At 39.6% G+C, this 24,288-nt stretch carries 19 protein-coding genes; 4 read left to right on the forward strand and 15 right to left on the reverse strand.

From position 1 onward, the window contains the following. Window positions 1-6: 6 nt before the first annotated feature. From BM130_RS00375 to BM130_RS15330, 3 genes are all read left to right on the forward strand, one after another. Window positions 7-1,614 carry a cytochrome ubiquinol oxidase subunit I gene (locus BM130_RS00375; RefSeq protein WP_010527264.1) on the forward strand — a complete coding sequence of 536 codons (1,608 nt, stop codon included), beginning with the start codon at window positions 7-9 and terminating at the stop codon, window positions 1,612-1,614. Further along, window positions 1,607-2,740: a cytochrome d ubiquinol oxidase subunit II gene (gene cydB / locus BM130_RS00380; protein ID WP_010527263.1), complete on the forward strand. Its 1,134-nt coding sequence runs from the start codon at window positions 1,607-1,609 to the stop codon at window positions 2,738-2,740. Before BM130_RS00375 ends, cydB begins: the two co-directional genes overlap by 8 nt. A 165-nt stretch (window positions 2,741-2,905) precedes the next feature. Beyond that, window positions 2,906-3,067: a hypothetical protein gene (locus tag BM130_RS15330; protein ID WP_169313095.1), complete on the forward strand. Its 162-nt coding sequence runs from the start codon at window positions 2,906-2,908 to the stop codon at window positions 3,065-3,067. A 165-nt stretch (window positions 3,068-3,232) separates the two neighbouring features. On the opposite strand, the gene carA is transcribed toward BM130_RS15330, so the two are convergent. The 15 genes from carA to argR form a co-directional block, all read right to left on the reverse strand. Continuing rightward, window positions 3,233-4,318: a glutamine-hydrolyzing carbamoyl-phosphate synthase small subunit gene (gene carA / locus BM130_RS00385; protein ID WP_029626556.1), complete on the reverse strand. Its 1,086-nt coding sequence runs from the start codon at window positions 4,316-4,318 to the stop codon at window positions 3,233-3,235. A 200-nt stretch (window positions 4,319-4,518) separates the two neighbouring features. Next, complete coding sequence (locus BM130_RS00390; protein WP_010527261.1) at window positions 4,519-5,865, reverse strand: citrate synthase; 1,347 nt, start codon at window positions 5,863-5,865, stop codon at window positions 4,519-4,521. 18 nt (window positions 5,866-5,883) lie between these two features. Next, the gene (gene argH / locus BM130_RS00395) at window positions 5,884-7,218 is read right to left on the reverse strand and encodes an argininosuccinate lyase (RefSeq protein WP_010527260.1); all 1,335 of its coding nucleotides are present in this window, start codon (window positions 7,216-7,218) and stop codon (window positions 5,884-5,886) included. A gap of 787 nt (window positions 7,219-8,005) precedes the next feature. After that, complete coding sequence (locus BM130_RS00400) at window positions 8,006-9,079, reverse strand: M20 family metallo-hydrolase (protein ID WP_010527259.1); 1,074 nt, start codon at window positions 9,077-9,079, stop codon at window positions 8,006-8,008. A 65-nt stretch (window positions 9,080-9,144) separates the two neighbouring features. Further along, the gene (gene argB, locus BM130_RS00405) at window positions 9,145-9,921 is read right to left on the reverse strand and encodes an acetylglutamate kinase (protein ID WP_010527258.1); all 777 of its coding nucleotides are present in this window, start codon (window positions 9,919-9,921) and stop codon (window positions 9,145-9,147) included. Between the two features lie 28 nt (window positions 9,922-9,949). After that, a complete protein-coding gene (locus BM130_RS00410) occupies window positions 9,950-10,897 on the reverse strand; it encodes an N-acetylornithine carbamoyltransferase (RefSeq protein ID WP_010527257.1) in 948 nt (315 codons plus the stop codon). Window positions 10,898-10,943: 46 nt separating this feature from the next. Continuing rightward, the gene (locus BM130_RS00415; protein WP_010527256.1) at window positions 10,944-12,191 is read right to left on the reverse strand and encodes a glutamate-5-semialdehyde dehydrogenase; all 1,248 of its coding nucleotides are present in this window, start codon (window positions 12,189-12,191) and stop codon (window positions 10,944-10,946) included. Window positions 12,192-12,228: 37 nt separating this feature from the next. After that, window positions 12,229-13,338, reverse strand: a complete 1,110-nt coding sequence (proB, locus tag BM130_RS00420) for a glutamate 5-kinase (RefSeq protein WP_010527255.1) — start codon at window positions 13,336-13,338, stop codon at window positions 12,229-12,231. Next, on the reverse strand, window positions 13,335-14,141 hold the full coding sequence (proC, locus tag BM130_RS00425) for a pyrroline-5-carboxylate reductase (RefSeq protein WP_010527254.1): 807 nt from the start codon (window positions 14,139-14,141) through the stop codon (window positions 13,335-13,337). Before proC ends, proB begins: the two co-directional genes overlap by 4 nt. Beyond that, on the reverse strand, window positions 14,134-14,745 hold the full coding sequence (locus tag BM130_RS00430) for an NUMOD4 domain-containing protein (protein ID WP_010527253.1): 612 nt from the start codon (window positions 14,743-14,745) through the stop codon (window positions 14,134-14,136). The genes proC and BM130_RS00430 overlap by 8 nt, the downstream gene beginning before the upstream one ends. An 11-nt stretch (window positions 14,746-14,756) precedes the next feature. Beyond that, on the reverse strand, window positions 14,757-15,884 hold the full coding sequence (locus BM130_RS00435) for an aspartate aminotransferase family protein (protein ID WP_010527252.1): 1,128 nt from the start codon (window positions 15,882-15,884) through the stop codon (window positions 14,757-14,759). A 262-nt stretch (window positions 15,885-16,146) separates the two neighbouring features. Beyond that, window positions 16,147-17,115, reverse strand: a complete 969-nt coding sequence (gene argC, locus BM130_RS00440; RefSeq protein WP_237706115.1) for an N-acetyl-gamma-glutamyl-phosphate reductase — start codon at window positions 17,113-17,115, stop codon at window positions 16,147-16,149. A 56-nt stretch (window positions 17,116-17,171) separates the two neighbouring features. After that, window positions 17,172-18,389 carry an argininosuccinate synthase gene (locus BM130_RS00445; protein ID WP_010527250.1) on the reverse strand — a complete coding sequence of 406 codons (1,218 nt, stop codon included), beginning with the start codon at window positions 18,387-18,389 and terminating at the stop codon, window positions 17,172-17,174. 303 nt (window positions 18,390-18,692) lie between these two features. Then, a complete protein-coding gene (locus BM130_RS00450; protein ID WP_010527249.1) occupies window positions 18,693-19,400 on the reverse strand; it encodes a GNAT family N-acetyltransferase in 708 nt (235 codons plus the stop codon). 129 nt (window positions 19,401-19,529) lie between these two features. After that, window positions 19,530-20,009 carry an arginine repressor gene (argR, locus tag BM130_RS00455; protein WP_010527248.1) on the reverse strand — a complete coding sequence of 160 codons (480 nt, stop codon included), beginning with the start codon at window positions 20,007-20,009 and terminating at the stop codon, window positions 19,530-19,532. Window positions 20,010-20,505: 496 nt separating this feature from the next. Here argR and carB point away from each other — a divergent pair, with 496 nt between their 5' ends. Beyond that, entirely contained in the window at window positions 20,506-23,730 is a 3,225-nt protein-coding gene (gene carB / locus BM130_RS00465; RefSeq protein ID WP_010527246.1) for a carbamoyl-phosphate synthase (glutamine-hydrolyzing) large subunit, read from the forward strand. The last annotated feature ends 558 nt before the right edge of the window (window positions 23,731-24,288 follow it).

Genomic DNA, 24,288 nt, shown 5'->3' on the forward strand with positions numbered 1-24,288 from the left:
GAAACAATGCTTGAGAACATTGACTTCACACTGGTCAATTGGTCACGTGGCCAATTTGCTTTAACGGCCATGTTCCATTGGCTTTTTGTACCGTTAACTCTTGGCCTGTCGTATATCATGGCCTACATGGAAACCATGTATGTTAAAACAGGAGATCCGGAATGGAAAAGGATCACCAAGTTTTGGATGAAACTATTTGGAATCAACTTTGCGATAGGAGTGGCAACCGGCATAATCCTGGAATTTGAATTTGGGACCAACTGGAGTAACTATTCCTGGTTTGTAGGAGACATTTTTGGTGCACCGTTAGCCATTGAAGGAATCATGGCCTTCTTTTTGGAAAGTACTTTTATTGCGGTAATGTTTTTTGGGTGGGACAAGGTAAGTAAACGCTTTCACCTTTTGTCAACGTGGTTAACAGCTTTGGGCGCTAGTCTGAGTGCTATATGGATTCTGGTAGCCAATGCTTGGATGCAAAACCCGGTAGGCACCTTTTTTAATCCGGAAACGGCCCGCAATGAAATGACCAATTTTTGGGATGTCTTTTTATCGGAAACAGCCGTCAATAAATTTGTACATACTATAACATCCGGCTTTGTATTGGCAGCCATATTTGTGATAGGCGTCAGCAGCTGGTATCTTCTGAAGCATCGTGAGCAATTACTTGCCAAACGCAGTATTGTTATTGCCTCGGTTTTTGGTCTTCTCAGCTCTCTGGTTTTAATTTGGTCGGGAGATAGTTCTGCCAAAGAAATTGTAAAAACCCAACCCATGAAGTTGGCTGCCATGGAAGCGCTGTATGAAGGCCAAAGTGGTGCTCCATTGGTAGCATTTGGCATATTACGTGGGGCCGACAAAGAGCTAACCGCAGATAGCCAGGCCGATTTTTTATTTAAGATAGAGATACCTTCAATGCTTTCGTGGCTGGCCTATGGCGACGGAGAAAGTTTCGTGGCAGGGATCAAGGATCTTATTTTAGGTAACGAAGAAAAAGGCATCCTCTCTTATAAAGAAAAAATTAAGCGAGGTTATGAAGCCCAACAAGCCCTAATAGCACTAAAAGAAGCCATAAAAGAAGACCCTGACGGTCAGGAAGCTAATGCCTTAAAGGCAAAATTCCGGGATCCTGTTTTCATAAAGAACAATGTTCAATACTTTGGATATGGTAACTATTATGACCCCGACCCGGAAAAATTGGAAAAAAATGCCTTTATGATGGTTCCACCCATCTCTATGACCTTTTATGCCTTCCATATAATGGTTATTCTAGGGGGATTATTTCTCTTGCTATTTGTAGTATTTCTTTATTTAATTATGAAAAATCAATTACACACCCAACGTTGGTTACTATGGGCAGGAGTATGGTCCATCCCCCTTGTATATATTGCCTCACAAGCTGGATGGATTGTTGCTGAAGTAGGGCGTCAGCCTTGGGTAATTCAAGACTTAATGCCAACCATGAAGGCGGTAACGCAAATTGATGTAGGGTCGGTGATGACCACATTCATTTTATTCGCCATTACCTTTATCGGTTTGTTTATTGCCGAAATTAGAATCATGTTAAAACAAATAAAAGTAGGACCACAAAAGAAGGAGGACATAAACCATGTTTGAATCACTGTCACATCTGGCTCTTCAACAATACTGGTGGGTAATCATTTCGGTATTGGGCGGTGCCCTGGTCTTTTTAATGTTTGTACAAGGGGGTCAAACACTCATCTACCAAACCGGAAAGACACCGGAAGAACGCACCCTCCTGATCAATGCCTTAGGCCGGAAATGGGAATTCACCTTTACGACTTTAGTAACATTTGGCGGTGCCTTTTTTGCTTCTTTCCCATTATTTTACAGCACTAGTTTTGGGGGTGCTTATTGGGCATGGATGATTTTATTGTTTGCTTTTATTCTGCAAGCAGTGTCATACGAATTTAGGAATCGAAAAGGTAATGTTTTTGGCGCCAGGACCTATGAAACATTCCTATTCATTAACGGGTTAATAGGCTCATTTTTATTGGGCATAGTTGTGGCCAGTTTTTTTACAGGTTCTTCATTTACTATTTCTGAAATGAATGAAATGCAATGGGAATCTCCTTTACGGGGCATAGAACTATTGTTTAATGTTCATAATTTAACTTTAGGTTTGGCCCTGTTTTTTCTTGCCCGTACGCTAGGACTTCTTTATTTCCGTAACACCATTGATGACAAAAACATTGCAGTCAGAATCCAAAAACAGTTGTGGTATAATGCCATCCCATTCTTGATTCTGTTTCTGATATTTGTTATTTGGTTACTGTTACGTGAGGGTTATGCAGTTAATCCCGAAAATGGGAATATTTACCTGCAACCGTACAAATACTTTTATAATCTTATAGAAATGCCCTTGGTTCTGATACTATTTCTGGCAGCTGTAGTATTAGTTATTTTAGGCATAGCGAAGACACTATTTAAAAATTCCTCTTCCGGAATTTGGTACACAGGCCCGGGAACTTTTCTGGCAGTATTCTCATTATTTCTGATTGCAGGTTTTAACAATACTGCTTTTTATCCATCAAAGGTGGATATCCAGAGTTCTCTGACCATAATGAATGCCTCATCAAGCCATTTTACTTTAACAGTGATGAGCTATGTTTCATTACTGGTTCCATTTGTAGCCGCTTACATTTGGTATACCTGGCGTGCCATAAATAAAAAGAAGCTTACCAAAGATGAATTATCATCGGGCGAAGCACATTTTTATTAAAAAAAGAGTGTATAAAAAACCGGGAAAACTCTGTGTTTACTCAATTGCATCATAAAAAATTCAAATATTTGCCGCAGGTAAGTTAAAGTACACACGGAGTTCCCGTTTACAGATAAAACCAATTTAGGGAAAACTATTGTAGAACCATTCAATAAGAAAATAGATATGAGTTATTTAGGATCGGTCCTCATGTATTGTATATGGCTGGCAACTATAGCAATAGGGTATTTTGCATCAGAATATGCCATAAAAAAATTTGATAAAAGATGGAAAGAAAAAACTGAATCGGAAGAACAATCCTCACGTCCTCAACCGGAAGCCCAATAATGTAGCGGCAGAGCTGCCTACATAAAAATATATTAAGGGTGGCGCAATAAAACCTAATAAGCTAATAACATCGATATAAATACCAATAATCCTACTGCTAGCTTTAGCAAATGAATTGATAAAACATATGTCATTAAAGGTAGCAGTAGGATTAAAAAGGTATTATCAATCACCCTTCCATTTTTTAATCAGATTAATAAATTCATCAAACAGAAATTCGGTGTCGGTAGGTCCGCTTGAGGCTTCTGGATGAAATTGTGTAGAAAAGAAAGGTTTGGACTTATGACGAATTCCCTCGTTTGTATTATCGTTAATATTAATAAATAAAGGTTCCCACTCATCGTTTAAACTATCGGCATCAAGAACGTAACCATGATTCTGACTAGTTATATAACAAGTTCCAGTGCCAACTTTTATTACGGGGTGATTGTGAGCACGATGCCCATATTTCAATTTATAAGTAGTACCTCCGGCGGCCGTTCCAAGCAACTGATTACCCAGACAAATGCCAAAAATAGGTTTATCGCCTTTTAATGCCTTGCTAACATTATTAATGGTAGCATCACACATTTGAGGGTCACCGGGCCCATTCGCCAACATAATACCATCGTAATCATCATTGTTAAAATCATAATCCCAGGGAACAACAGTAACGGTAGTATCTCTTTTGAGTAAACAACGAATGATATTATATTTTCCTCCGGTATCTACTAAAACAATTTTGTATTTTCCGTTACCAAAAGTCTTCTTTTCACGTGTACTAACCCGCGCCACCAAATTTTCTTTATTGGGATCAAAAAAGTCAACCGTTTCCTCTTCTGTTTCAATTTTACCAAGCATGGTTCCTTTTTCGCGCAAAATTTTTGTCAGCGCCCTAGTGTCGACACCAAAAATACCAGGAACTTTATGCTCTTTAAGCCATTCTCCCAAACTCTCACGCGCATTCCAATGACTGTACTCGAAAGAATAATCGGAAATTACAAAACCTTTTACATGTATACGATCCGATTCAAAATACTTTAGAATACCATTTTCCCGCTCTTTATTTGGGACTCCATAATTACCAACCAATGGATAAGTAGATACCAAAATTTGACCTTCATACGATGGATCCGTTAAACTTTCTGGATAACCTGTCATGGCAGTATTAAAAACCACCTCACCTGCCACAGATTTATGATACCCAAAAGATTTCCCTTTAAAAACCGTACCATCTTCCAACACCAACTTAATAGACTTAAAATCAGGCATATTAAAAACAATTAAATAAAAATGCACATTTCCTGTAAAAAATGCACTTGTCGGAATCGACAAATGCATTGTCCTCTTTCGGCAATACAATACTATGGTTGCAAAAGTATGAAATTTTTTGCAGGGAAACGCCTTTCAGAAGTAAAAAAATTGAATATTTATAAATTACACCACTTTTTCGGAATAAATATTCATACTTTCTATTCTCTATTCCGAAGCGGAACATACTTAAGCTTGGGAGAAACCGCCTTATAAGCAGGCCGAATAATTCTACGGCTGGAACAAGTTACTTCTTCAATACGATGGGCACACCACCCGGCGATGCGAGCCACAGCAAATATCGGTGTATAAATCTCTTCCGGGATTTCCAGACATTGATAAACAAAACCTGAATAAAAGTCAACATTGGCACAAACCACTTTGGAATTGGAACCTTTAAACTTGTAAAATACTTCAGGTGCAAGTTTTTCAATCAAAGCATACAGTTTAAATTCATCCAACCGCCCTTTTTCTTTTGCCAATTCTTCAGCCTTTTCTTTCAAAAGAACGGCCCGAGGATCCGATAAGGTATAAATAGCATGACCAATACCATAAATTTTTCCGGTACCATCGTTAGCCTCTTTTCTTAGAATTTTTTCCAAATAAGCAGCAACTTCCTCTTCGTCCTCCCAGTTTTTAACATTCATCTTAATATTATTCATCATATTCACCACCTTCAGGTTGGCACCGCCATGTAATCCACCTTTTAATGACCCCAGGGCAGCAGCAATAGCCGAATAAGTGTCGGTTTGTGCAGAGCTGACCACCCGAGTGGTAAAAGAAGAGTTATTACCTCCGCCATGCTCGGCATGCAAAACCAGGGCAAGATCCAGCAAGTCGGCTTCCAACTTGGTATATTTCTTCCCTTTTAACATATAAAGAAAATTCTCAGCAGCACTTAGTTCGGGTTGGGGATGACGAATAATTAAAGATTTCCTTTGATAAGAATGGCGCATGCCATAATAAGCATAAGCCACAATAACGGGGAATTTCGCAATTAGGCTAATAGACTGCCGAAGCAGGTTTTCGGGAGAATAGTTTTCAGCTTCATCATCGGCGGTATATAATCCAAGTACGGAACGTGCCAGCATGTTCATCACGCAGCGTCCACGTAGCGACAATATCATATTTTTCGAAAAAAACTCAGGCAGTTCTCGTTCTCGGGCAAGCATTTCGGTGAACTCCTTAAGTTGTTCGGGATTGGGCAGTTTTCCGGAAAGTAATAAATAAGCGGCCTCTTCATATCCATGCCGCCCGTCTTTTTGAAATCCACGACACAAATCCTTTAATTCAATACCTCTGTAATAAAGTTCACCATGAGCCGGGATGATTTTCCCATTTTCATCCCTCTTGTAACCAACCACATCGCCGATGTTAGTTAACCCAACCAACACACCGGAAAAATCTGCATTTCGCAGTCCCCTCTTGACATTGTACTTTAAGTATAAATCCTTGTCAATATCACAAGACTGAACGGCAGACTTTGCTAACTCTTTCAAAAAGGCCATATAACTTTATTTTTAAAATTATGAAATTAATTTTTTCAAAGCAGATTGAACATGCTCAAAAGCAAAACCATTTAGGACCCTCTTCATTTTTTCCTCAATTTTGTCATTGCAAAGGTTTCCGATACTTCCTTCGTGCGTATGGTTTACCTTTGATGTATCGGGATTGAACTTTCCCTCTTCAATTTCCAAAGCAATCCGTTTATAGGCATCCCTAAAAGGAACACCTTGAAGTACCAAACGATTTACTTCTTCTACACTAAAAGCATATTTATAAGCTTCGTTGTCCATAATATTTTGGACAATTTCAATGTTACCAACGGCAAGCGCGGTTATATCAAGGCACGAAAGCAATTCGTCGAAGGCAGGAACAAACACCTCTTTAATAATCTGTAAATCTCTAAAATACCCGGAAGGAAGATTTCCGGTTATAGCTGCAATTTCTTGAGGCAAATTAGCAAGTTTATTACATCTGGCTCTTAGCAATTCAAAGACGTCCGGGTTTTTCTTATGAGGCATAATACTGGACCCCGTGGTAAACTCATCCGGCAATTTTATAAATCCAAAGTTTTGACTCATATAAAGGCAAGCATCCATTGCGAGTCGTGCCAGAGTGGATGCTATGGACGAGATGGCCATAGCCACCGTGCGTTCCATTTTTCCTCGTCCCATTTGAGCATAAACCACGTTATAATTTAAATCATCAAAGCCTAATAGTTTGGTTGTATACGCCCGATCTAACGGGAAAGAATTTCCATATCCAGCGGCTGAACCTAAAGGATTTTGATTGACAACCTTCCATGCTGCCTGGGTCAACAACAAATCATCCACCAAACTTTCGGCATAAGCCCCAAACCAAAGCCCAAAAGAAGATGGCATTGCAACTTGCAAATGGGTATATCCAGGCAAAAGGTCATGTTTATGCTTTTCACTTTTATCTTGAAGTACCTGAAAAAGCGCTTCAACCTTCTCTACAATTTCCATTATTTTGTGGCGAGCAAAAAGCTTTAGATCCAATAAAACCTGATCATTTCGAGAACGACCACTGTGAACTTTTTTGCCAACATCGCCTAGTTGCTTTGTCAGTTCAAATTCAACCTGAGAATGAACGTCTTCTATTCCCTCTTCAATCTTAAACTTACCTTCGACAGCTTGTTGATACAAATTTTTCAATGCAGGTAATAATACTTTCAACTCTTCTTCCGATAATAATCCTATTTTCTGAAGCATCATGGCATGTGCCATGGTACCCACAATATCAAAAGTGGCTATATGAAGGTCAAGTTCACGATCCTTACCAATAGTAAACAACTCTATTTTTTTATCGGTAGTTATACCTTTATCCCAAAGTTTCATGAAATTCAAATTAAATTTAATTTTTCTTCTAACTTAATTTGTTGGCTGAATGAATTTTTCAACAATTAATCAATAATCGCTAATTAAACCAACCCTAATGATTGTTCACAAATCATTAAACGCCTCTTATTTTTCTACCTGTTCTCTTTTAATCATATGGCTGTTATTACCAAAATCCTCCTGTCTTTGCTCGTTTCATTCTGCTTATTTTTGACCGTTCAACCTTCAAAAACAACTGCTTTCTCAACACGTCACATTTCACAAGAAATAGCAAGCAAGACAATGAATAATTGAAACTACTAAAAAAGAGAAAAGAAAGATTATCCACTGTCTTAACATCCCTTTATGGCTATTTTCAGCCTTAAAGGATCATGCAAAAAATATGAAAACAGGATTTTTTTGACGTTTCCCCAACCTCAAATCAACGCTTTTAAAGGAAAACGAATACTTGGCTTTAATTTCCCAATATTTGCCAAAAGCTCAAAAATAATCCCTTTAAACGGGTAGAAAATGCCCTTGTATAGGCAACGGAAATAAACTTCGAAACTTAATGAATGAGACAATTAACCATGACCAGCAGCACATCAAAGCAACATATCATCTCATTCTACCAACAGAAATTCTTCTTTCTTGAATAATATACAATCAGGGTTCAAAAACATTCATTTACATTCTCCAACCAATTTGAAGAAAATCGAACAAAATCATCACAAAAATAAAGCATTATTTTAAAAAAACATCAATTTACTTTCTGTGGCATTGAAAAAACAGCTTATTTAAAATTATTTCAAACAGGATAAATATACAAATCCTTTAATAAATTATAATAAGTATTTACCCCCTCAATAATTTCCTGAACACAGATAAATTCATCAGCGGTATGGGAACGAGCCGAATCTCCAGGTCCAATTTTAATAGTGGTAAAAGGCATTCGGGCTTGATCAGAAGTGGTGGGGGATCCAAATTTTCGAAGCCCCAACGTTTCACCACGTTTAACCAAAGGATGATCAGTTGGAATAAAAGAGCTATTCAGTCTAAAGGATCGGGCTTTTAGCTCACAATTAACATTTTGCGAAATTAAATGAAATAGTTCCTTGTTTTGATAATGCTCATTAACACGCACATCCACCATAAAACGACATTCATCTGGTATCACATTATGCTGAGTGCCAGCTTCGATACCTGTCACAGTCATCTTCACTGGACCAAGTAAATCCGAAACCAAGGGAAAACGATAATTCTTAAACCACTCAATTATCGGCAGTGCTTTATATATGGCATTTACACCTTCTTTGCGTGCGGCATGACCACTAACCCCCTTAACAATGCCATCAATCACCATTAACCCTTTTTCTGCCACAGCCATCTGCATTTGTGTTGGCTCCCCCACTATCCCCAAATCGATGGGACCTATTTCTTCCAGGATAGAAGCCACACCCTCATCTCCGGAGATTTCTTCTTCGGCCGTTGCTGAATAAATTAAATTAAATGGTTGTTGCATTTCCTCAAGTAAACGGAAAACAGTCAGCAGTGCAACCACGGAAGCACCGGCATCATTACTTCCTAACCCGAATATTTTACCATCTTCCTCATACGGCGAAAAAGGATCTTTGCTCCAGTTGGATGAAGGACGAACCGTATCGATATGAGAATTAAGTAAAACAACCGGTAATTGATCCGAAAAATTCTTCGACCTAATCCAGATATTATTACCTTTCCGTTGATAGTAATTTATCCCTGTCGATTTCAGAAAATCTTCAAACATTGCAGCCACATCGCCTTCTTGCCGGCTAAAAGAAGGTATAGAAATCATGGCTTTCAACAGCTCAATTGCCTGCTCAATATATGGATGAATAGACATCTTTAAATTGGATTAGAATAAGAATCAACAAATCTGACAACCCCAAAAATAGTTTCCTGGTAAGCCTAAGCTCCGAGTCTGGTCCCGCTATCCGGAATAGTTAAACCTTCAATATTGGTAATAACCACCTCATTAACTCCCATTGACAAAGCATTAAATCCATTTTCCAGCTTAGGAATCATCCCTTCGGCAATAATACCTTCCCGACAATACATTTGAAACAACTGCTGATTAAGGAAAGGGATTACAGAGCTGTCATCGTCAGGTTGAATTAACACTCCCGGTTTTTCAAAACAATAAACCAAACGGACCGAATAATTGTTGGCCAGTCCTCCGGCCAAATTAGAAGCAATAGTATCTGCATTGGTATTTAGCATTTGTCCTTTACCATCATGTGTTAAAGGAGCCACAACGGGCACAATTCCCCTGGCAATTAAAGATGCAAGCAGTTCAACATTTACTTCATCCACATCTCCAACAAAACCATAGTCTACATCCTTAACAATACGCTTATGTGCTCTAACAAGGTTTAAATCGGCACCGGTAAGACCTAGCGAATTAATGCCCTTAGCCTGAAGGGCTGCCACCACTTTTTTATTTACCAGCCCTCCGTACACCATAGTAACCACCTCAAGCATATGTGAATCGGTGATACGCCTACCATCCACCATTTTAGTTTCTATCCCTAAACGTTTAGCCAGTTGCGTAGCAGACCTTCCACCGCCATGCACCAAAAGCTTTGGGTTGGGAAGCACACAAAAATCATCCAGGAAATTTTTCAGGGCCTCATCAGATTCAAGTATTTTTCCTCCTACTTTAACGATTGTTAATTGAGCATTCATTTGCAAAAGAATTTGACAGATTGTAGAATCAGAGAGCTTCTAACATACGTTTCAGAACAGTTTGTGCCGACACCACCCTGTTAGCGGCCTCTTCAACAACGATAGAGTTGGGGCTATCAAGGACACCATCAGTTACAATCATATTTCTACGCACCGGCAAGCAGTGCATAAATTTGGCATTATTGGTAACAGCCATTTTTCTTTCATCTACCGTCCAGCTCCTATCGGTGGTAAGCACTTTACCATAATCTTTAAAACTGGCCCAATTTTTAGCATAGATAAAATCGGCCCCTTCAAAGGCTTTAAGCTGGTCGTACTCAACTTTAACTCCATCCATAAATTCAGGAGCCAGTTCATACCCTTGGGGATGAGTAACGGTGAGCTCAACATTAGCCACTTTCATCCACTCCACAAATGAATTGGGTACGGCCTGAGGAAGGGCTCGGGGATGTGGTGCCCATGTAAGAACCACCTTAGGGCGTTCCACTTTTTTATGTTCTTCAATAGTTATAAGGTCAGCAAAAGCTTGCAGTGGATGACGCGTTGCTGATTCCATACTTATCACAGGACGTCCGGAATATTCAATAAACTGGTTCAACAATTTTTCACTATAATCGTCCTCTTTATTTTCAAACTTAGCAAATGAACGAACCCCAATAATATCGCAATATTGACCAATAACCGGCACCGCTTCTCTAATATGTTCGGGTTTATCACCATCCATCACCACCCCAAATTCAGTTTCCAATTTCCAGCTTTCCTTATTGATGTCAAGCACAATTACATTCATTCCCAGGTTGAGGGCAGCTTTTTGAGTACTCAACCGGGTACGCAGGCTGGAATTGAAAAAGATCAGAACCGCCGTTTTGTTTTTCCCAAGATGTTGAAAAGCGTTAGGATTGTTCTTTATTTCTGCAGCCTCTTTCAAGGCCTTATTGATATCTCCCAAATCGGAAGGCGTCAAAAATCTCTTCATATTCAATTTATTTCTATAAAACTGTAAAAAAATACTTCAGTGAGAATTATGGGCGAATAGCCCCATCACTCTCCACGATCCATTTATAGCTAGTAAGTTCTTTTAACCCCATAGGGCCTCTGGCATGAAGTTTTTGCGTACTAATACCGATTTCTGCACCCAATCCAAATTGTGCGCCGTCGGTAAATGCGGTAGAAGTATTGGCATAAACAGCTGCTGCATCAACCTCATTTAAAAATCTATCAATAACATTTTTATCTTCAGCAATTATAGCCTCACTATGCTTAGAGCTATAATGATTGATATGAGTCAATGCCTCGTCCAAATCCTTAACTGTTTTAATAGCCATGCGTAAAGACAAAAACTCAGTTCCGAAAGATTCAGTATTGGCTTTTTGCAACAATTCGGAAGGGTAATGCCCTTTCAGGCGTTCCAAAGCAGGCTCATCCGCTTCAATTACTACTTTTTTCATAGCCATCGCAGCCATCAATTCAGGTAAATCGTCTAATCGATCCCGGTGGACAATTAAACAGTCAAGAGCATTACAAACGGCCGGTCGTCTGGTTTTTGCATTAAACACAATGGCTTTACCCTTATGAAGGTCCCCGGAAGCATCGAAATAAGTATGGACAATTCCGGCACCTGTTTCAATGACAGGAATTTTGGCACCTTGGCGAACAGTAGCGATAAGTCCCTGAGACCCCCTGGGAATCAATATATCCACCAACCCCTCGGCATGCATAAGTTCGCGGGCAGCCTCTCTGTCGGGTGGCAACAGTTGTACCACATCACATGAGACAGCATGAGCGGCTAAACACTCTCTGATGATACCAACAGCCGCCTGGTTTGAATTCCATGCATCTTGTCCACCTTTAAGCACCGAGACATTACCCGATTTAAAACAGAGAGAAAAAACATCAAAGGTAACATTAGGCCGGGCTTCATAAATGACACCAACAACACCAATCGGAACACTTACTTTTTTAAGACGGAGCCCGGAAGGCATTGACCGCTCTTCCAATATTTCACCTACAGGGGACTTCATATCGGCCACCGAACGCATATCGGCAGCAATATTTTCAATTCTCTCAGGTGTCAGTTTAAGCCTGTCATATCTGGGGTCGGATTCATCCATGCGTTCCAAATCTTTCTTATTGGCACTTAAAATCAATGCGCTTCGTGCCACCATTTCATCAGCCAAATCCAGCAAAACCCTTTTAATAAGATCATTGCTCAGCCTTACCATTGTTTTGGTAGCTTCGGCTGCCTTTTTAAATTGCTCCAGATTGGTCATTTTAAATACTTTAATAACAGTTAAACAACTGATTTATTCAAAGCTTATAAACATTGGGATAAATAAACAAATAATCGTAATGAACCAATGGTTTGTATTTCTCATCCGTCAAATGTTTCATAGCCACAGCACGATCATATTGGGCCCTTCCAATGCCAATAAGTTGTCCTTCTTCATCTTTGATACGCAGCAGGTCGCCCTTTTTAAAATCATCTTTAAACGCTACCACTCCAACTAACAAAAGACTTCGGGCTTTGGGCCCAGTAAGAGCATCTCTGGCCCCTCGATTAATCACCACTTCGGCCTTGGCGAATCCGTCGGCATAAGCCATCCACTTTTTAATAGCTGGTCTTCTGCCGTTAGGAATAAACCATGTATGAGGTACATCTTTTGTCTGCTCAACCAAATCAATAATAATATTGTCGCGCATACCGTTGGCAATAAAAACAGCGATTCCGGATGCAGCAGTTTTTTGAGCTACACGGCATTTAGTTAGCATTCCACCTCTTCCAAAATCGCTTTTAGTATGCAAAATGAAATCTTTAGGGTCGTCTCTACCTTCTTTTATTTCAGGGATCAATTCAGCACCTTCTTGTCCGGGGACACCGCTATAAATTCCGTCAACATTGGTCAAAATAAATAAGGCATCGGTATCCATCATAGATGCCACTAACCCGGCCAATTCATCATTATCGGTAAACATCAATGCCGTAACCGAGACAGCATCATTTTCATTCACAACAGGAATAATATTATTATCGAGGAGTACTGAAAAGCAATTTTTCATATTTAAGTAATGCTCCCGAGAACTAAAATCCTGTTTTGTAACCAATACCTGGGCACAGGTAATATTTTGTTTTTCGAAGAAACTGGAATAAATATTGACCAGTTTTACCTGTCCTACCGCCGACAGCAATTGTCTTTGCGACACGGGCTCTTTGGCAGCGGCATCTTTTACTATTTTTCGGCCGGCAGCAATAGCACCGGAAGAAACCAAAACAACACGAATACCCTGCTTATGTAACCAACCTATCTGACGGGTCAAATGTTCTATTCGGCAAATATCCAATGACCCATCATCTTTTGTTAGCACATTGGAACCGACCTTTATGGTTATCGATCTAATATTCAACTTTCTGTTTTTCACTTTTTCCTGGATCCGTTTTCTATTTTCTCAAAAGAGGTAACCAACCCTTTTATCAAGGCAGAACTAAATCCTTGATGTTCCATTTCATTGAGTCCTGAAATGGTAATTCCTCTTGGGGTAGTCACTTTATCGATCTCTGCCTCAGGGTGTGATTGACCCCTGATGATAAGTTCAGAAGCCCCTTTTACAGTCTGTGCTGCAATCTTCAAAGCCAAATCAGAACCAAAACCAATTTCAACCCCTCCCTGAGTGGCTGCACGAATAAACCTCAAAGCGTAAGCTATTCCACAAGCTGCAAGAACTGTAGCCGCCGACATTAATTCTTCAGGAATAAATTGAACGACACCAACCGTCTCGAATAATTCACGAATGGTTTGATCTTGCTCGGCCGTGGCATTAAATGAAGAGATACAGGTCATAGACTCTCCAATTGAAATTGCCGTATTGGGCATAACTCTGAAAATAGCTTTTTGCCCGGGACACATTTCGGCAATAGTTTTGGAATCGACACCGGCAGCCAATGATATCAATATTGCATCGGGCCGGATGGCTGAAGAAATTTCAGTTAATATATCTTTTAATTGAAAAGGTTTTACAGCAAGAATAACCAAATCAGCATTGTGAACGGCTTCAGCATTGTTTTTGATAACTTTAATGCCATTGGCTTCAAGGTGCTTAATAAGATGAACTCTTCGTCTGGTAACAACCAATTCTCCGCGATAGGGTTCACGGGCATTAACCAAACCTTTGGCAATAGCAGTACCCAGATTTCCGCCACCTATAATTGCAATTTTATTAATCATCTATATTAGTTTTTTCATCGTTGATTTGAATATTGTCAACTTTAATGTGCCCCCAGTTTTCACCTCTTTTAATGCGATGTAATTGGATTTCACTGATTCCAAATTGTCGAGCAATAATTTTTAATTTAGTTTTTCGATTCGGATCGGTAATTCGTTTTTTCAGTAACATTACCTGTGTATCGGTTAATTTACTTCCCTCTCCTCTACGTCGGGTCTTAAGTTTTTTCCGGCCATCGACCACATTTGGATTTTTTTGTTGGTGCTCAAACATCTCTGTTTTATTAGCCCACGCCAAATTTTCCACGTAATTATTGCACTTATTATAATCCAAATGGATAACATACTTCTGGTTTTCCTCTTTCTTTTCAAGAAATTGCTCTGCAACCAATTTATGAATATAAAAAGTACGAGATCGGCCAAAAGGCCTTAGAGGCAGCGTCTTATAACCTTTTATAACCCCTCCCTTTACTAAGACGGCATCACTCATGTCATCAGCACAAAAGCTAACGACCCTCCCGTAATTGGAAATAGCATAACGTTTTCTTAAAGCACCTTTTTCAAAGGGGATCTCCTTCCATTGTTCATTCCAGTATGAATTAATCATAATTTTGGGGTTTAAGGAGCCAAAAGACTCTTGAGAGCCTGCAGAAAGATCATGGCCTCATCAATGGTCAACCTCAACGGTGGCAAAAGCCGGATGATGTTGGAAGAAGAAACACCGGTAAAAATATGCTTTTCTTTTAAAAGCTTTTCCCGCAAAGGTTTTACAGGTGATTCAAACTCTAATCCAATCATCAGTCCACGCCCTCTTACCGCTTTAATTCCATTAATTTTTCTTAACTCAGACAAGAGAAAATTCCCGGTAGCAGCAGCATTGGCAATTAGGGATTCGGCATCAATGACTTCCAGCACTGCCAAAGCAGCAGCACATGCCAGGTAATTACCGCCGAAAGTAGATCCTAACATTCCGTACCAGGGTTTAATGTCAGGATGAATTAAAACGCCACCAATGGGGAAGCCATTGGCCATTCCTTTGGCTGTGGTTACTATATCTGGTTGTATATTAGCTTCCTGAAAGGCAAAAAAGCGACCGCTTCGGCCATAACCCGATTGTATTTCATCCAGAATAAGTTTGCAATCATACTTTCTGCAAAGTCTTTGGAGATCCTGTAAAAAAACATCTTCCGGAATATTAATTCCTCCAATACCCTGAATCCCTTCAATGATTACCGCACACACATCCCCTTTTTCCAATTCACGCTTAACAGCTTCTGTATCATTAAGCGGAAGAAACGTTACATCATGGTCATTATTCAATGCAGAACGTATAGTCTCATTATCGGTCACTCCCACGGCTGCTGAAGTACGTCCGTGAAATGCCTTCGAAAATGCCACTACACGTTTTTTCCCAGTAACAAAAGAGGCTACCTTTAAGGCATTTTCGTTTGCTTCGGCGCCACTATTGCAAAGAAATAGATTATACTGCTCCAACCCCGACAATTCTCCCAACTTTTGGGCAAGTTCTTGCTGTAACGGATTAACTACCGAATTGGAATAAAAACCTATATTATCCAGTTGTTCTTTTATCCGTCGGATGTAATGGGGATGTGAATGACCAATTGAAATAACTGCATGCCCACCATATAGATCCAAATACCTAACCCCATTCTTATCAGTAATATAGCAACCATTCGCCGAAACCGGGACAACATCCATTAACGGATAAACATCGAACAACTTCATATCAATTTTTTTTTAATTCCTAACAAATTATAATCAACATATTTATCCTCTCAATCCAAGCCCACTATCCATAATATTTAGAAATCATCAAATTTTGGGTACCTCAAAGCAATTCCAATCATATGGTTGGCCAGGAAAATGTTGGGTGGTTCGGAGTTGTCGCTGTCCTTTTCCTAAAGACAGCGACAAAACAACCGGAAGAAATGTGGGAATAAAAAATGAACACCTAAATTTAAACCGTAAAAAACAACCCTTTTCTATCTCAAAAAGCCACTGGCTTCAGATTCAGCCCTTCCGGTTCTTCCAAACCAAACATTAAATTCATATTTTGAACAGCCTGACCAGATGCTCCCTTCGTAAGATTATCGATAACACTTACAATATGAAGTTTACCACCATATTTTTTAATATGCAACAAACATTTATTGGTATTAACTACTTGTTTCACATCCACAGGCCTGCGCGATATGGTAACAAAGGGATGTGTGGCATAAAATTTATCAAACAATTCAACAGCCTCACTTTCTTGCAATTGACAATCCATATAAACAGAAGCCAGAATCCCTCTCGAAAAATTACCTCTCATCGGCACAAAGTTGAAAGGTTTATCAAATTCGGGCATCAAATCGGTCATGGTTTCTACTATTTCATTCAAATGCTGATGTCCAAAAGCTTTGTAAACCGACACATTACCATTTCGCCAACTAAAATGGGTGGTAGGTGATGGCGCTTGACCTGCTCCGGTAGATCCCGTTATGGCATGAACATGAATTTCATTAAGCAGATGGCTAACCGCCAGGGGCAACAAAGCCAGCTGAATAGCTGTGGCAAAACAGCCAGGATTGGCCAGATAGCGACACCCTCTAATTTTAGGTTTATTATATTCCGGCAAACCATAAACAAAGTCATTATTCACTCTATTCAACCTAAAATCATTACTTAAATCAATAACTTTCAAATTTGCAGGCAACTGATGACTGTTCATAAAAGTTTCCGATTTCCCGTGCCCCATACAAAGGAAAATAACATCAACCCGACCGAAATCCATTTGATTAGTAAATTTCAAGTCACATTCCCCAACCAAATCGGTATGAACTTCGGAAACCTCATTTCCGGCATTGCTGGAGCTATGTACCCACTCTATTCGAGCTATAGGATGTCTCAACAAGATACGTATCAGTTCGCCGGCGGTATATCCTGCCCCTCCAATTATACCTACTTTAATCATCATTAAACCTTAAAAATTCGTTTTATAAAAACACCATCAGTTAAACATTATGCCAGAAATTATCCATTGTTATTACCAGTTTCCACATCAAAACCGTTTACCTTATTAAAAACCTTAAGGTAATTACTCATTAACTTGGTAAAACCTTTAACATCATTGCCATCCCACTCTTTATTCATTTCACCGTAATCGCCAAAACCACTATTCATCAGGTCATGTTGAGAACGGATACCAACAGTTTCGAATCGATAAGGATGAAGTTTAAGAATAACGTCACCTGAAACATTTGCCTGTGAATGTTCCAGGAAAACTTCAATATCCCTCATAACAGGTTCAAGATACTGTGCTTCGTGCAAGAGCATCCCATACCAGTTGGCCAGTTGTTCTTTCCAGTACATTTGCCATTTGGTCAACGTATGTTTTTCCAGCAAATGGTGGGCTTTAATAATCATCAGAGGGGCGGCAGCTTCAAAACCTACACGACCTTTAATTCCAATAATAGTATCCCCCACATGAATATCTCTCCCAATGGCATAATCGGCACCAATGGCCTCTACCTTTCTAATGGCATCAACAGGATTTGGGAATACCTGTCCGTTAACAGCCTTAAGTTCACCTTTTTCAAAGGTAAGGACAAGTTCTTCGGAACCCTCTTTTTTTAGTTGTTTAGGATAGGCCTCTTCAGGTAATGCCTGGTCGGTAGTAAGAGTTTCCTTTCCACCTATGCTGGTACCCCATAACCCCTGATTAATGGAATAAGCTAACTTAGTCCAATCTTTTTGAATACCTCTTTTTTTGAGGTATTCAATTTCTTCCTCGCGAGATAATGTAAGGTCGCGAATCGGAGTTAATATCTCAATTTCAGGCGCCAAAATCTGAAATGTTAAATCAAACCGTATCTGGTCGTTACCGGCACCGGTACTCCCATGCGCAATATACTGAGCACCAATTTTTCTGGCATAATCAACAATGGCCATAGCCTGAAATATCCGCTCAGAAGAAACCGACAACGGATAGGTATTATTTTTAAGCACATTCCCATATATCATGTAGCGAATACAGTTACGATAATATAAATTCGTTACGTCGAGGGTCACATGTTCGGTAACGCCCAGTTGTTTGGCACCATTTTCAATTTCCTTAAGCTCATCTTCACCAAAACCTCCGGTATTGGCTATAGCTGAATAGACGTCAAGTCCCTTCTCTTCTTTTAGGTATTTGACACAAAATGATGTATCTAATCCACCACTAAAGGCTAGTACTACTTTTTTATTCATCCGTATAATATTTACTTAAATCATTGGTCGGATGGAACTCGCATGACATAGAGTTTTATACATTCTCGTTTGTGAAAATCTCTCATCGTCATGATCGTTTCATCCGTATAAATTTTACATACTTCATTGATATATTGCTTCTTGAAAGTAGTCATTAGTGGTTAGTCGATAGTCATTAGTTATTGAACACTAACCACTTGTTGACTAATGACTAATCACTTCTTCTGCCTTCTGCCTGTGCACTTCTGCCTAATAAATTGTGAGCAACCAACTTGGTTATTCTCGTTTCATCGGTATAAAAAATTAAGTGAACAAAGCGGCGAACAAGCTTTTCAACAAATTTCTCTTATTCTTATTATTCTTGTTTTTGCTGTTACCATTTGCTTTTAGGAACACAAATTGCTTAAATCGCAACCATCGTCCATAAACGTTCAATCGCTTAGGGGGCAAGGGTTCGGGTTTATTATCTTTAGCCGGGTCGAAAAGCATCCCGGTGCAAAGGCAGTGCTTTCGATTGGTTCGCATCAATATATCGTAATTAACGCAACTCTGACACCCTTTCCAGAACTCCTCATCGTCAGTTAATTCCGAAAAGGTAACAGGTTTATACCCCAACTCGGAATTAATTTTCATAACGGCCAAACCGGTGGTAAGACCAAATATCTTAGCATTGGGATATCTTTTTCTGGAGAGTTCGAAAGCCATTCGTTTAATACGTTTGGCGAGCCCTTGACCCCGGAATTTCTCTGCTACAATAAGTCCCGAGTTAGCGACAAACTTCTCATGTCCCCATGATTCGATATAACAAAATCCGGCAAATTCGTCACCACTAAGGGCAATAATAGCCTTGCCTTCTTTTATTTTGTTTCGGATGTAATCAGGATTTCTTCTGGCAATTCCTGTTCCGCGCACTTTAGCGGCTTGTTCTATAGTAGACAGAATAATATCTACATATGGCAAATGCTCATCCGACGCTATTTGTATCTTTATATTATTATTTTCTTTAATCATTAACAGAAAATTAAGTTTTGGATTTCAAAACAACAACCTAATGGTTCTTGTCTTAAGAAATCATTCAGCAAACCTTCACAAAGAAAAACAACAAACACCAACATAGGCATATGGAATTAGCCTATATCATCACAACAACTTTTTTTTAATTCCAGGCATAAATGCCGATAATGCATTCAGAACATCAGGTCGAGAAACGCCTTCTTTACAAATCAACAGAATTGTATCATCACCGGCAATAGTTCCAATAATTTCGAAAGGCGCCTGGCTGTCAATAATCGAGGCAATGCTATTGGCAAAGCCGGGACGCGTTTTCATAACAGCCATGTTGCCCGAAAATTCTATAGATTCCAGACCATTAACGGGGAATACATCTTCATTACTTTGGTCTCCACCCGAATCCTCATCTTCTGGCAATACATATGCGTATCCTCCCTCTACATCAGGTCGTTTGGCCACTTTAAGAGCCTTTAAATCACGGGAAAGCGTAGCCTGAGTAGTTGAAAACCCCTCTGCTTCAAGCAAGTTTAGCAACTCTTCCTGACTACCTACTTTATGTTTTGAGATCAATTGCCTGATTAGATTTAATCTCTGGGTTTTTATTCTCATATCATTTATGAACAATAAGCATTCTTCTTAAAAATTTCTCTCATTCTAAATATTTTTATGGAATACCAACATTGCATTAATCCTCAGAAAACAGCAACAGCAAACATCCAACCGCACCACAAGAATAAATATTCAAAACTACTGCAAATTTATTCATATTTTATAAATATCCAAAACAACACCTCATTTTTTGTATTTTTTATCAAAAAACAAAAAACTATAAAAAGCACTCCGTTCAAAACACAAGGGATTTCAAAGAACAACAATTCCTTTTCCCACAATTAATATTTATGCAATTTTATACATTTCTTATATGGATATTAATGAAGAATAATATACCTTTGTATCCCCAAAAGGGCAGAAACACCATTCTTTCCGAAATACAAACAAATCAATGAAACGAGTATGACTCAGAAGGTTTGTCACAACAAAACAGACATAAACATTAAGTCATGCGAGTTCCATCAGACCAATAACATAGAAAAATTTTATACTGATGAAAAAGGAAATAAAAAAAGCGGTTATTCTGGGTTCGGGAGCTTTAAAAATAGGAGAAGCAGGCGAGTTTGACTATTCCGGTTCACAAGCATTAAAAGCCCTCAAAGAAGAAGGGATTGAAACCATCCTTATCAACCCCAATATTGCAACCGTACAAACATCAGAAAAAATAGCCAACAAAATATATTTCCTTCCTGTCACACCTTATTTTGTGGAACAGGTTATCAAAAAAGAAAAGCCTGATGGTATCCTGTTGGCCTTTGGCGGTCAGACCGCCCTCAACTGCGGCATCCAACTCTACCAACAAGGAATTCTTGAAAAATACAACGTAGAAGTTTTGGGAACCCCCATCCAGGCAATTATCGACACAGAAGACAGGGAAATATTTGCGGGAAAATTGGCAGAAATCAATGTCAAAACCCCCAAAAGCGTTGCAGTAACTTCGGTAGAAGATGCAGTGGCCGCCGCAAAAAAAATGGGATATCCCATCATCATTCGGGCGGCCTACACACTGGGTGGCATGGGTAGTGGTTTCTGTTCAAATGAAGAAGAATTGATCAAGAGGGCCAACAATGCACTTTCTTATTCCAATCAAATATTAGTAGAAGAATCGCTCAAGGGATGGAAAGAAGTGGAATACGAAGTGGTACGTGACAGTTATGACAATTGTATCACGGTATGTAATATGGAAAACTTTGATCCCCTGGGCATACATACCGGCGAAAGTATTGTGGTAGCTCCCTCTCAAACACTTACCAATTCAGAATATCACAAATTACGTGAGCTGGCCATTAAAATCATCCGACATATTGGCGTTGTGGGTGAATGTAATGTTCAATACGCATTAGATCCCAATTCAGAAGATTACAGAGTTATTGAGGTTAATGCCCGGTTATCACGTTCCAGTGCCCTTGCCTCTAAGGCAACAGGCTATCCATTGGCCTTTGTTGCTGCAAAACTGGGCTTAGGATATGGATTATTCGAACTTAAAAATTCTGTTACCAAGACTACCCCTGCCTTTTTTGAACCCGCACTTGATTATATAGTTTGTAAAATTCCACGCTGGGACTTAAACAAATTTACAGGCGTTTCCAAGCAAATTGGCTCCAGCATGAAAAGTGTTGGTGAAATTATGGCCATTGGTCGCACTTTTGAAGAGGCAGTACAAAAAGGACTTCGTATGGTTGGTCAAGGCATGCATGGTTTTGTTGCCAACCATCCGTTAAAAGATATTGACCTGGCCAAAGAACTTGCTGAACCAACCGATCAACGTATTTTTGCTATATCGGAAGCTCTTCAAAAAGGTTATTCCATTGATGAGATTCACGACCTAACGAAAATAGATAAATGGTTTTTAGACAAATTAAAGAACATCACTGACCTTAAAGAAGAATTATCGGGATATGATTCTATTGAATCGATACCCGATTCGCTACTTAAAAGAGCCAAGCAAGCAGGATTTTCGGACTTCCAGATAGCTCGCATAGTGCTTCAGCCCCAGGACAGCGAAATGGAAGAAAACCTTTTAAAGGTTAGAGAGTACAGAAAAAAGAGGAACATTCTTCCGGTAGTCAAACAAATTGACACTATGGCCGGCGAATTCCCTGCCCAAATCAACTATCTTTATTTGACTTATAATGGGGAATACCATGATATTACCTTCGAACAAGATGAAAAATCTGTAATAGTGTTAGGATCGGGGGCTTACCGAATTGGGTCGAGTGTAGAATTTGACTGGTGTAGTGTGAACGCCATTGACACCATTAATCAGCAAAACTACCGGTCGGTAATGATCAACTATAACCCCGAAACGGTAAGTACCGATTATGACGTTTGTCACCGTCTCTTCTTTGACGAGTTAACCCTTGAACGGGTATTAGATATCTGCGAGCTTGAGAACCCCAAAGGGGTCATCGTATCGGTAGGAGGGCAAATCCCCAACAACCTGGCTATGCGTTTGTTCCGAAACAACGTTCCCATTTTAGGTACTTCACCCAAAGATATCGACCGGGCTGAAAACCGAAAAAAGTTCTCTTCCCTCCTCGACAGCTTAAATATAGACCAGCCCAGATGGAGCGAACTTACCACCATCGAAGACATTTACAAATTCATTGATAAAGTGGGTTATCCCGTATTGGTTCGGCCCTCTTATGTTCTATCCGGTGCAGCCATGAATGTGGTTTCGAACGAAGAAGAACTGGAGCACTTCCTGGAACTGGCAGCCAAAGTATCGAAACAATATCCGGTAGTGGTATCGGAATTTATTGAACAAGCCAAAGAAATTGAAATTGATGCGGTGGCACAAAACGGAGAAATGATTGCCTATGCAATATCAGAGCATATTGAATTTGCCGGGGTTCATTCTGGCGATGCCACTATTGTTTTCCCACCGCAAAAACTCTATATCGAGACTATTCGTCGTGTTAAACGAATAGCCCGCCAAATAGCCGGTGCACTGAATATTTCAGGACCTTTCAACATGCAGTTACTGGCCAAGGATAATGACATAAAAGTAATAGAATGTAACTTAAGAGCTTCGCGCAGTTTTCCATTTGTTTCAAAAGTCCTAAAAATAAACCTAATTGACATGGCCACCAAAGTGATGCTGGGATTACCTGTTGAGCGACCTGCCAGAAGCTTGTTTGAACTGGATTACGTAGGGATAAAAGCTCCACAGTTTTCATTCGCCCGTTTGATTAATGCCGACCCTGTTCTAGGCGTCGATATGGCTTCGACCGGTGAAGTTGGATGCATTGGCGACAATTATTATGATGCCGTACTTGAAGCTATGCTTGCCGTTGGATACAAAATCCCAGAAAAAAACATTCTCATTTCATCCGGACCATTAAGAAGCAAAGTAGAATTATTACAAAGTGCACGGCTTCTGATGGAAAAAGGATTTAATATCTATGCTACTGCCGGCACCCATAAATTTTTCAAAGAAAACGGCATAAAATCAACACTGCTACACTGGCCCGACCAACCGGATATGAAACCCAACACCATGGATTATATCCGCGAAAAGAAGATTGATCTGGTTATTAACATTCCTAAAAACCTTACTAAGGGTGAACTTAAAAACGGTTACCGAATACGGCGTGGTGCGGTTGATTTTAACATCCCGTTAATTACCAATGCACGACTGGCCAGTGCCTTTATCTACGCGTTTTGTAAAAAGGACATCAAAGATATTCCCATCAAAAGCTGGGATGAATACAAATAGCAGAAAGAAGACTTGTTTATTGTTGAGGGTCCCTCAATCCATGCCTGAAACAGATGGTTTCTGATTTAGTGGGCTTAAACAAAATTATACGATGAAAGACAAAGGCAGAAGAAGTGGTTAGTCATTAGTCAACAGTCTTTAGTGACTAGTGTTGATTAACTAATAACTAATGACTAACCACTAATTACTAACTACTAACGACTAATCACTAATTACTAATCACTAATTACTAATCACTAACTTTAAGTTCCATTCGGACAATGAGTTAAATAAATTATAATTAATACTCCCTAATATTCTCGATAATTTCGGAGTTGAAAGTCTGCATAAAGGTCGGAAGCCCTCTCACAAAGGTCGGAACGCTTCGCACAAAGGTCGGAACACTTCGCATAAAGGTCGGAAACCCTCGCACAAAGGTCGGAACACTTCGCATAAAGGTCAGAACACTTCGCACAAAGGTCGGAAACCCTCGCACAAAGGTCGGAGACCCTCGCACAAAGGTCGGAACACTTCGCACAAAGGTCGGAGACCCTCGCACAAAGGTCGGAACGCTTCGCA

Origin of the sequence: Thermophagus xiamenensis (genome assembly GCF_900112795.1) — a bacterium.
Classification (GTDB): Bacteria; Bacteroidota; Bacteroidia; order Bacteroidales; family Marinilabiliaceae; genus Thermophagus; species Thermophagus xiamenensis.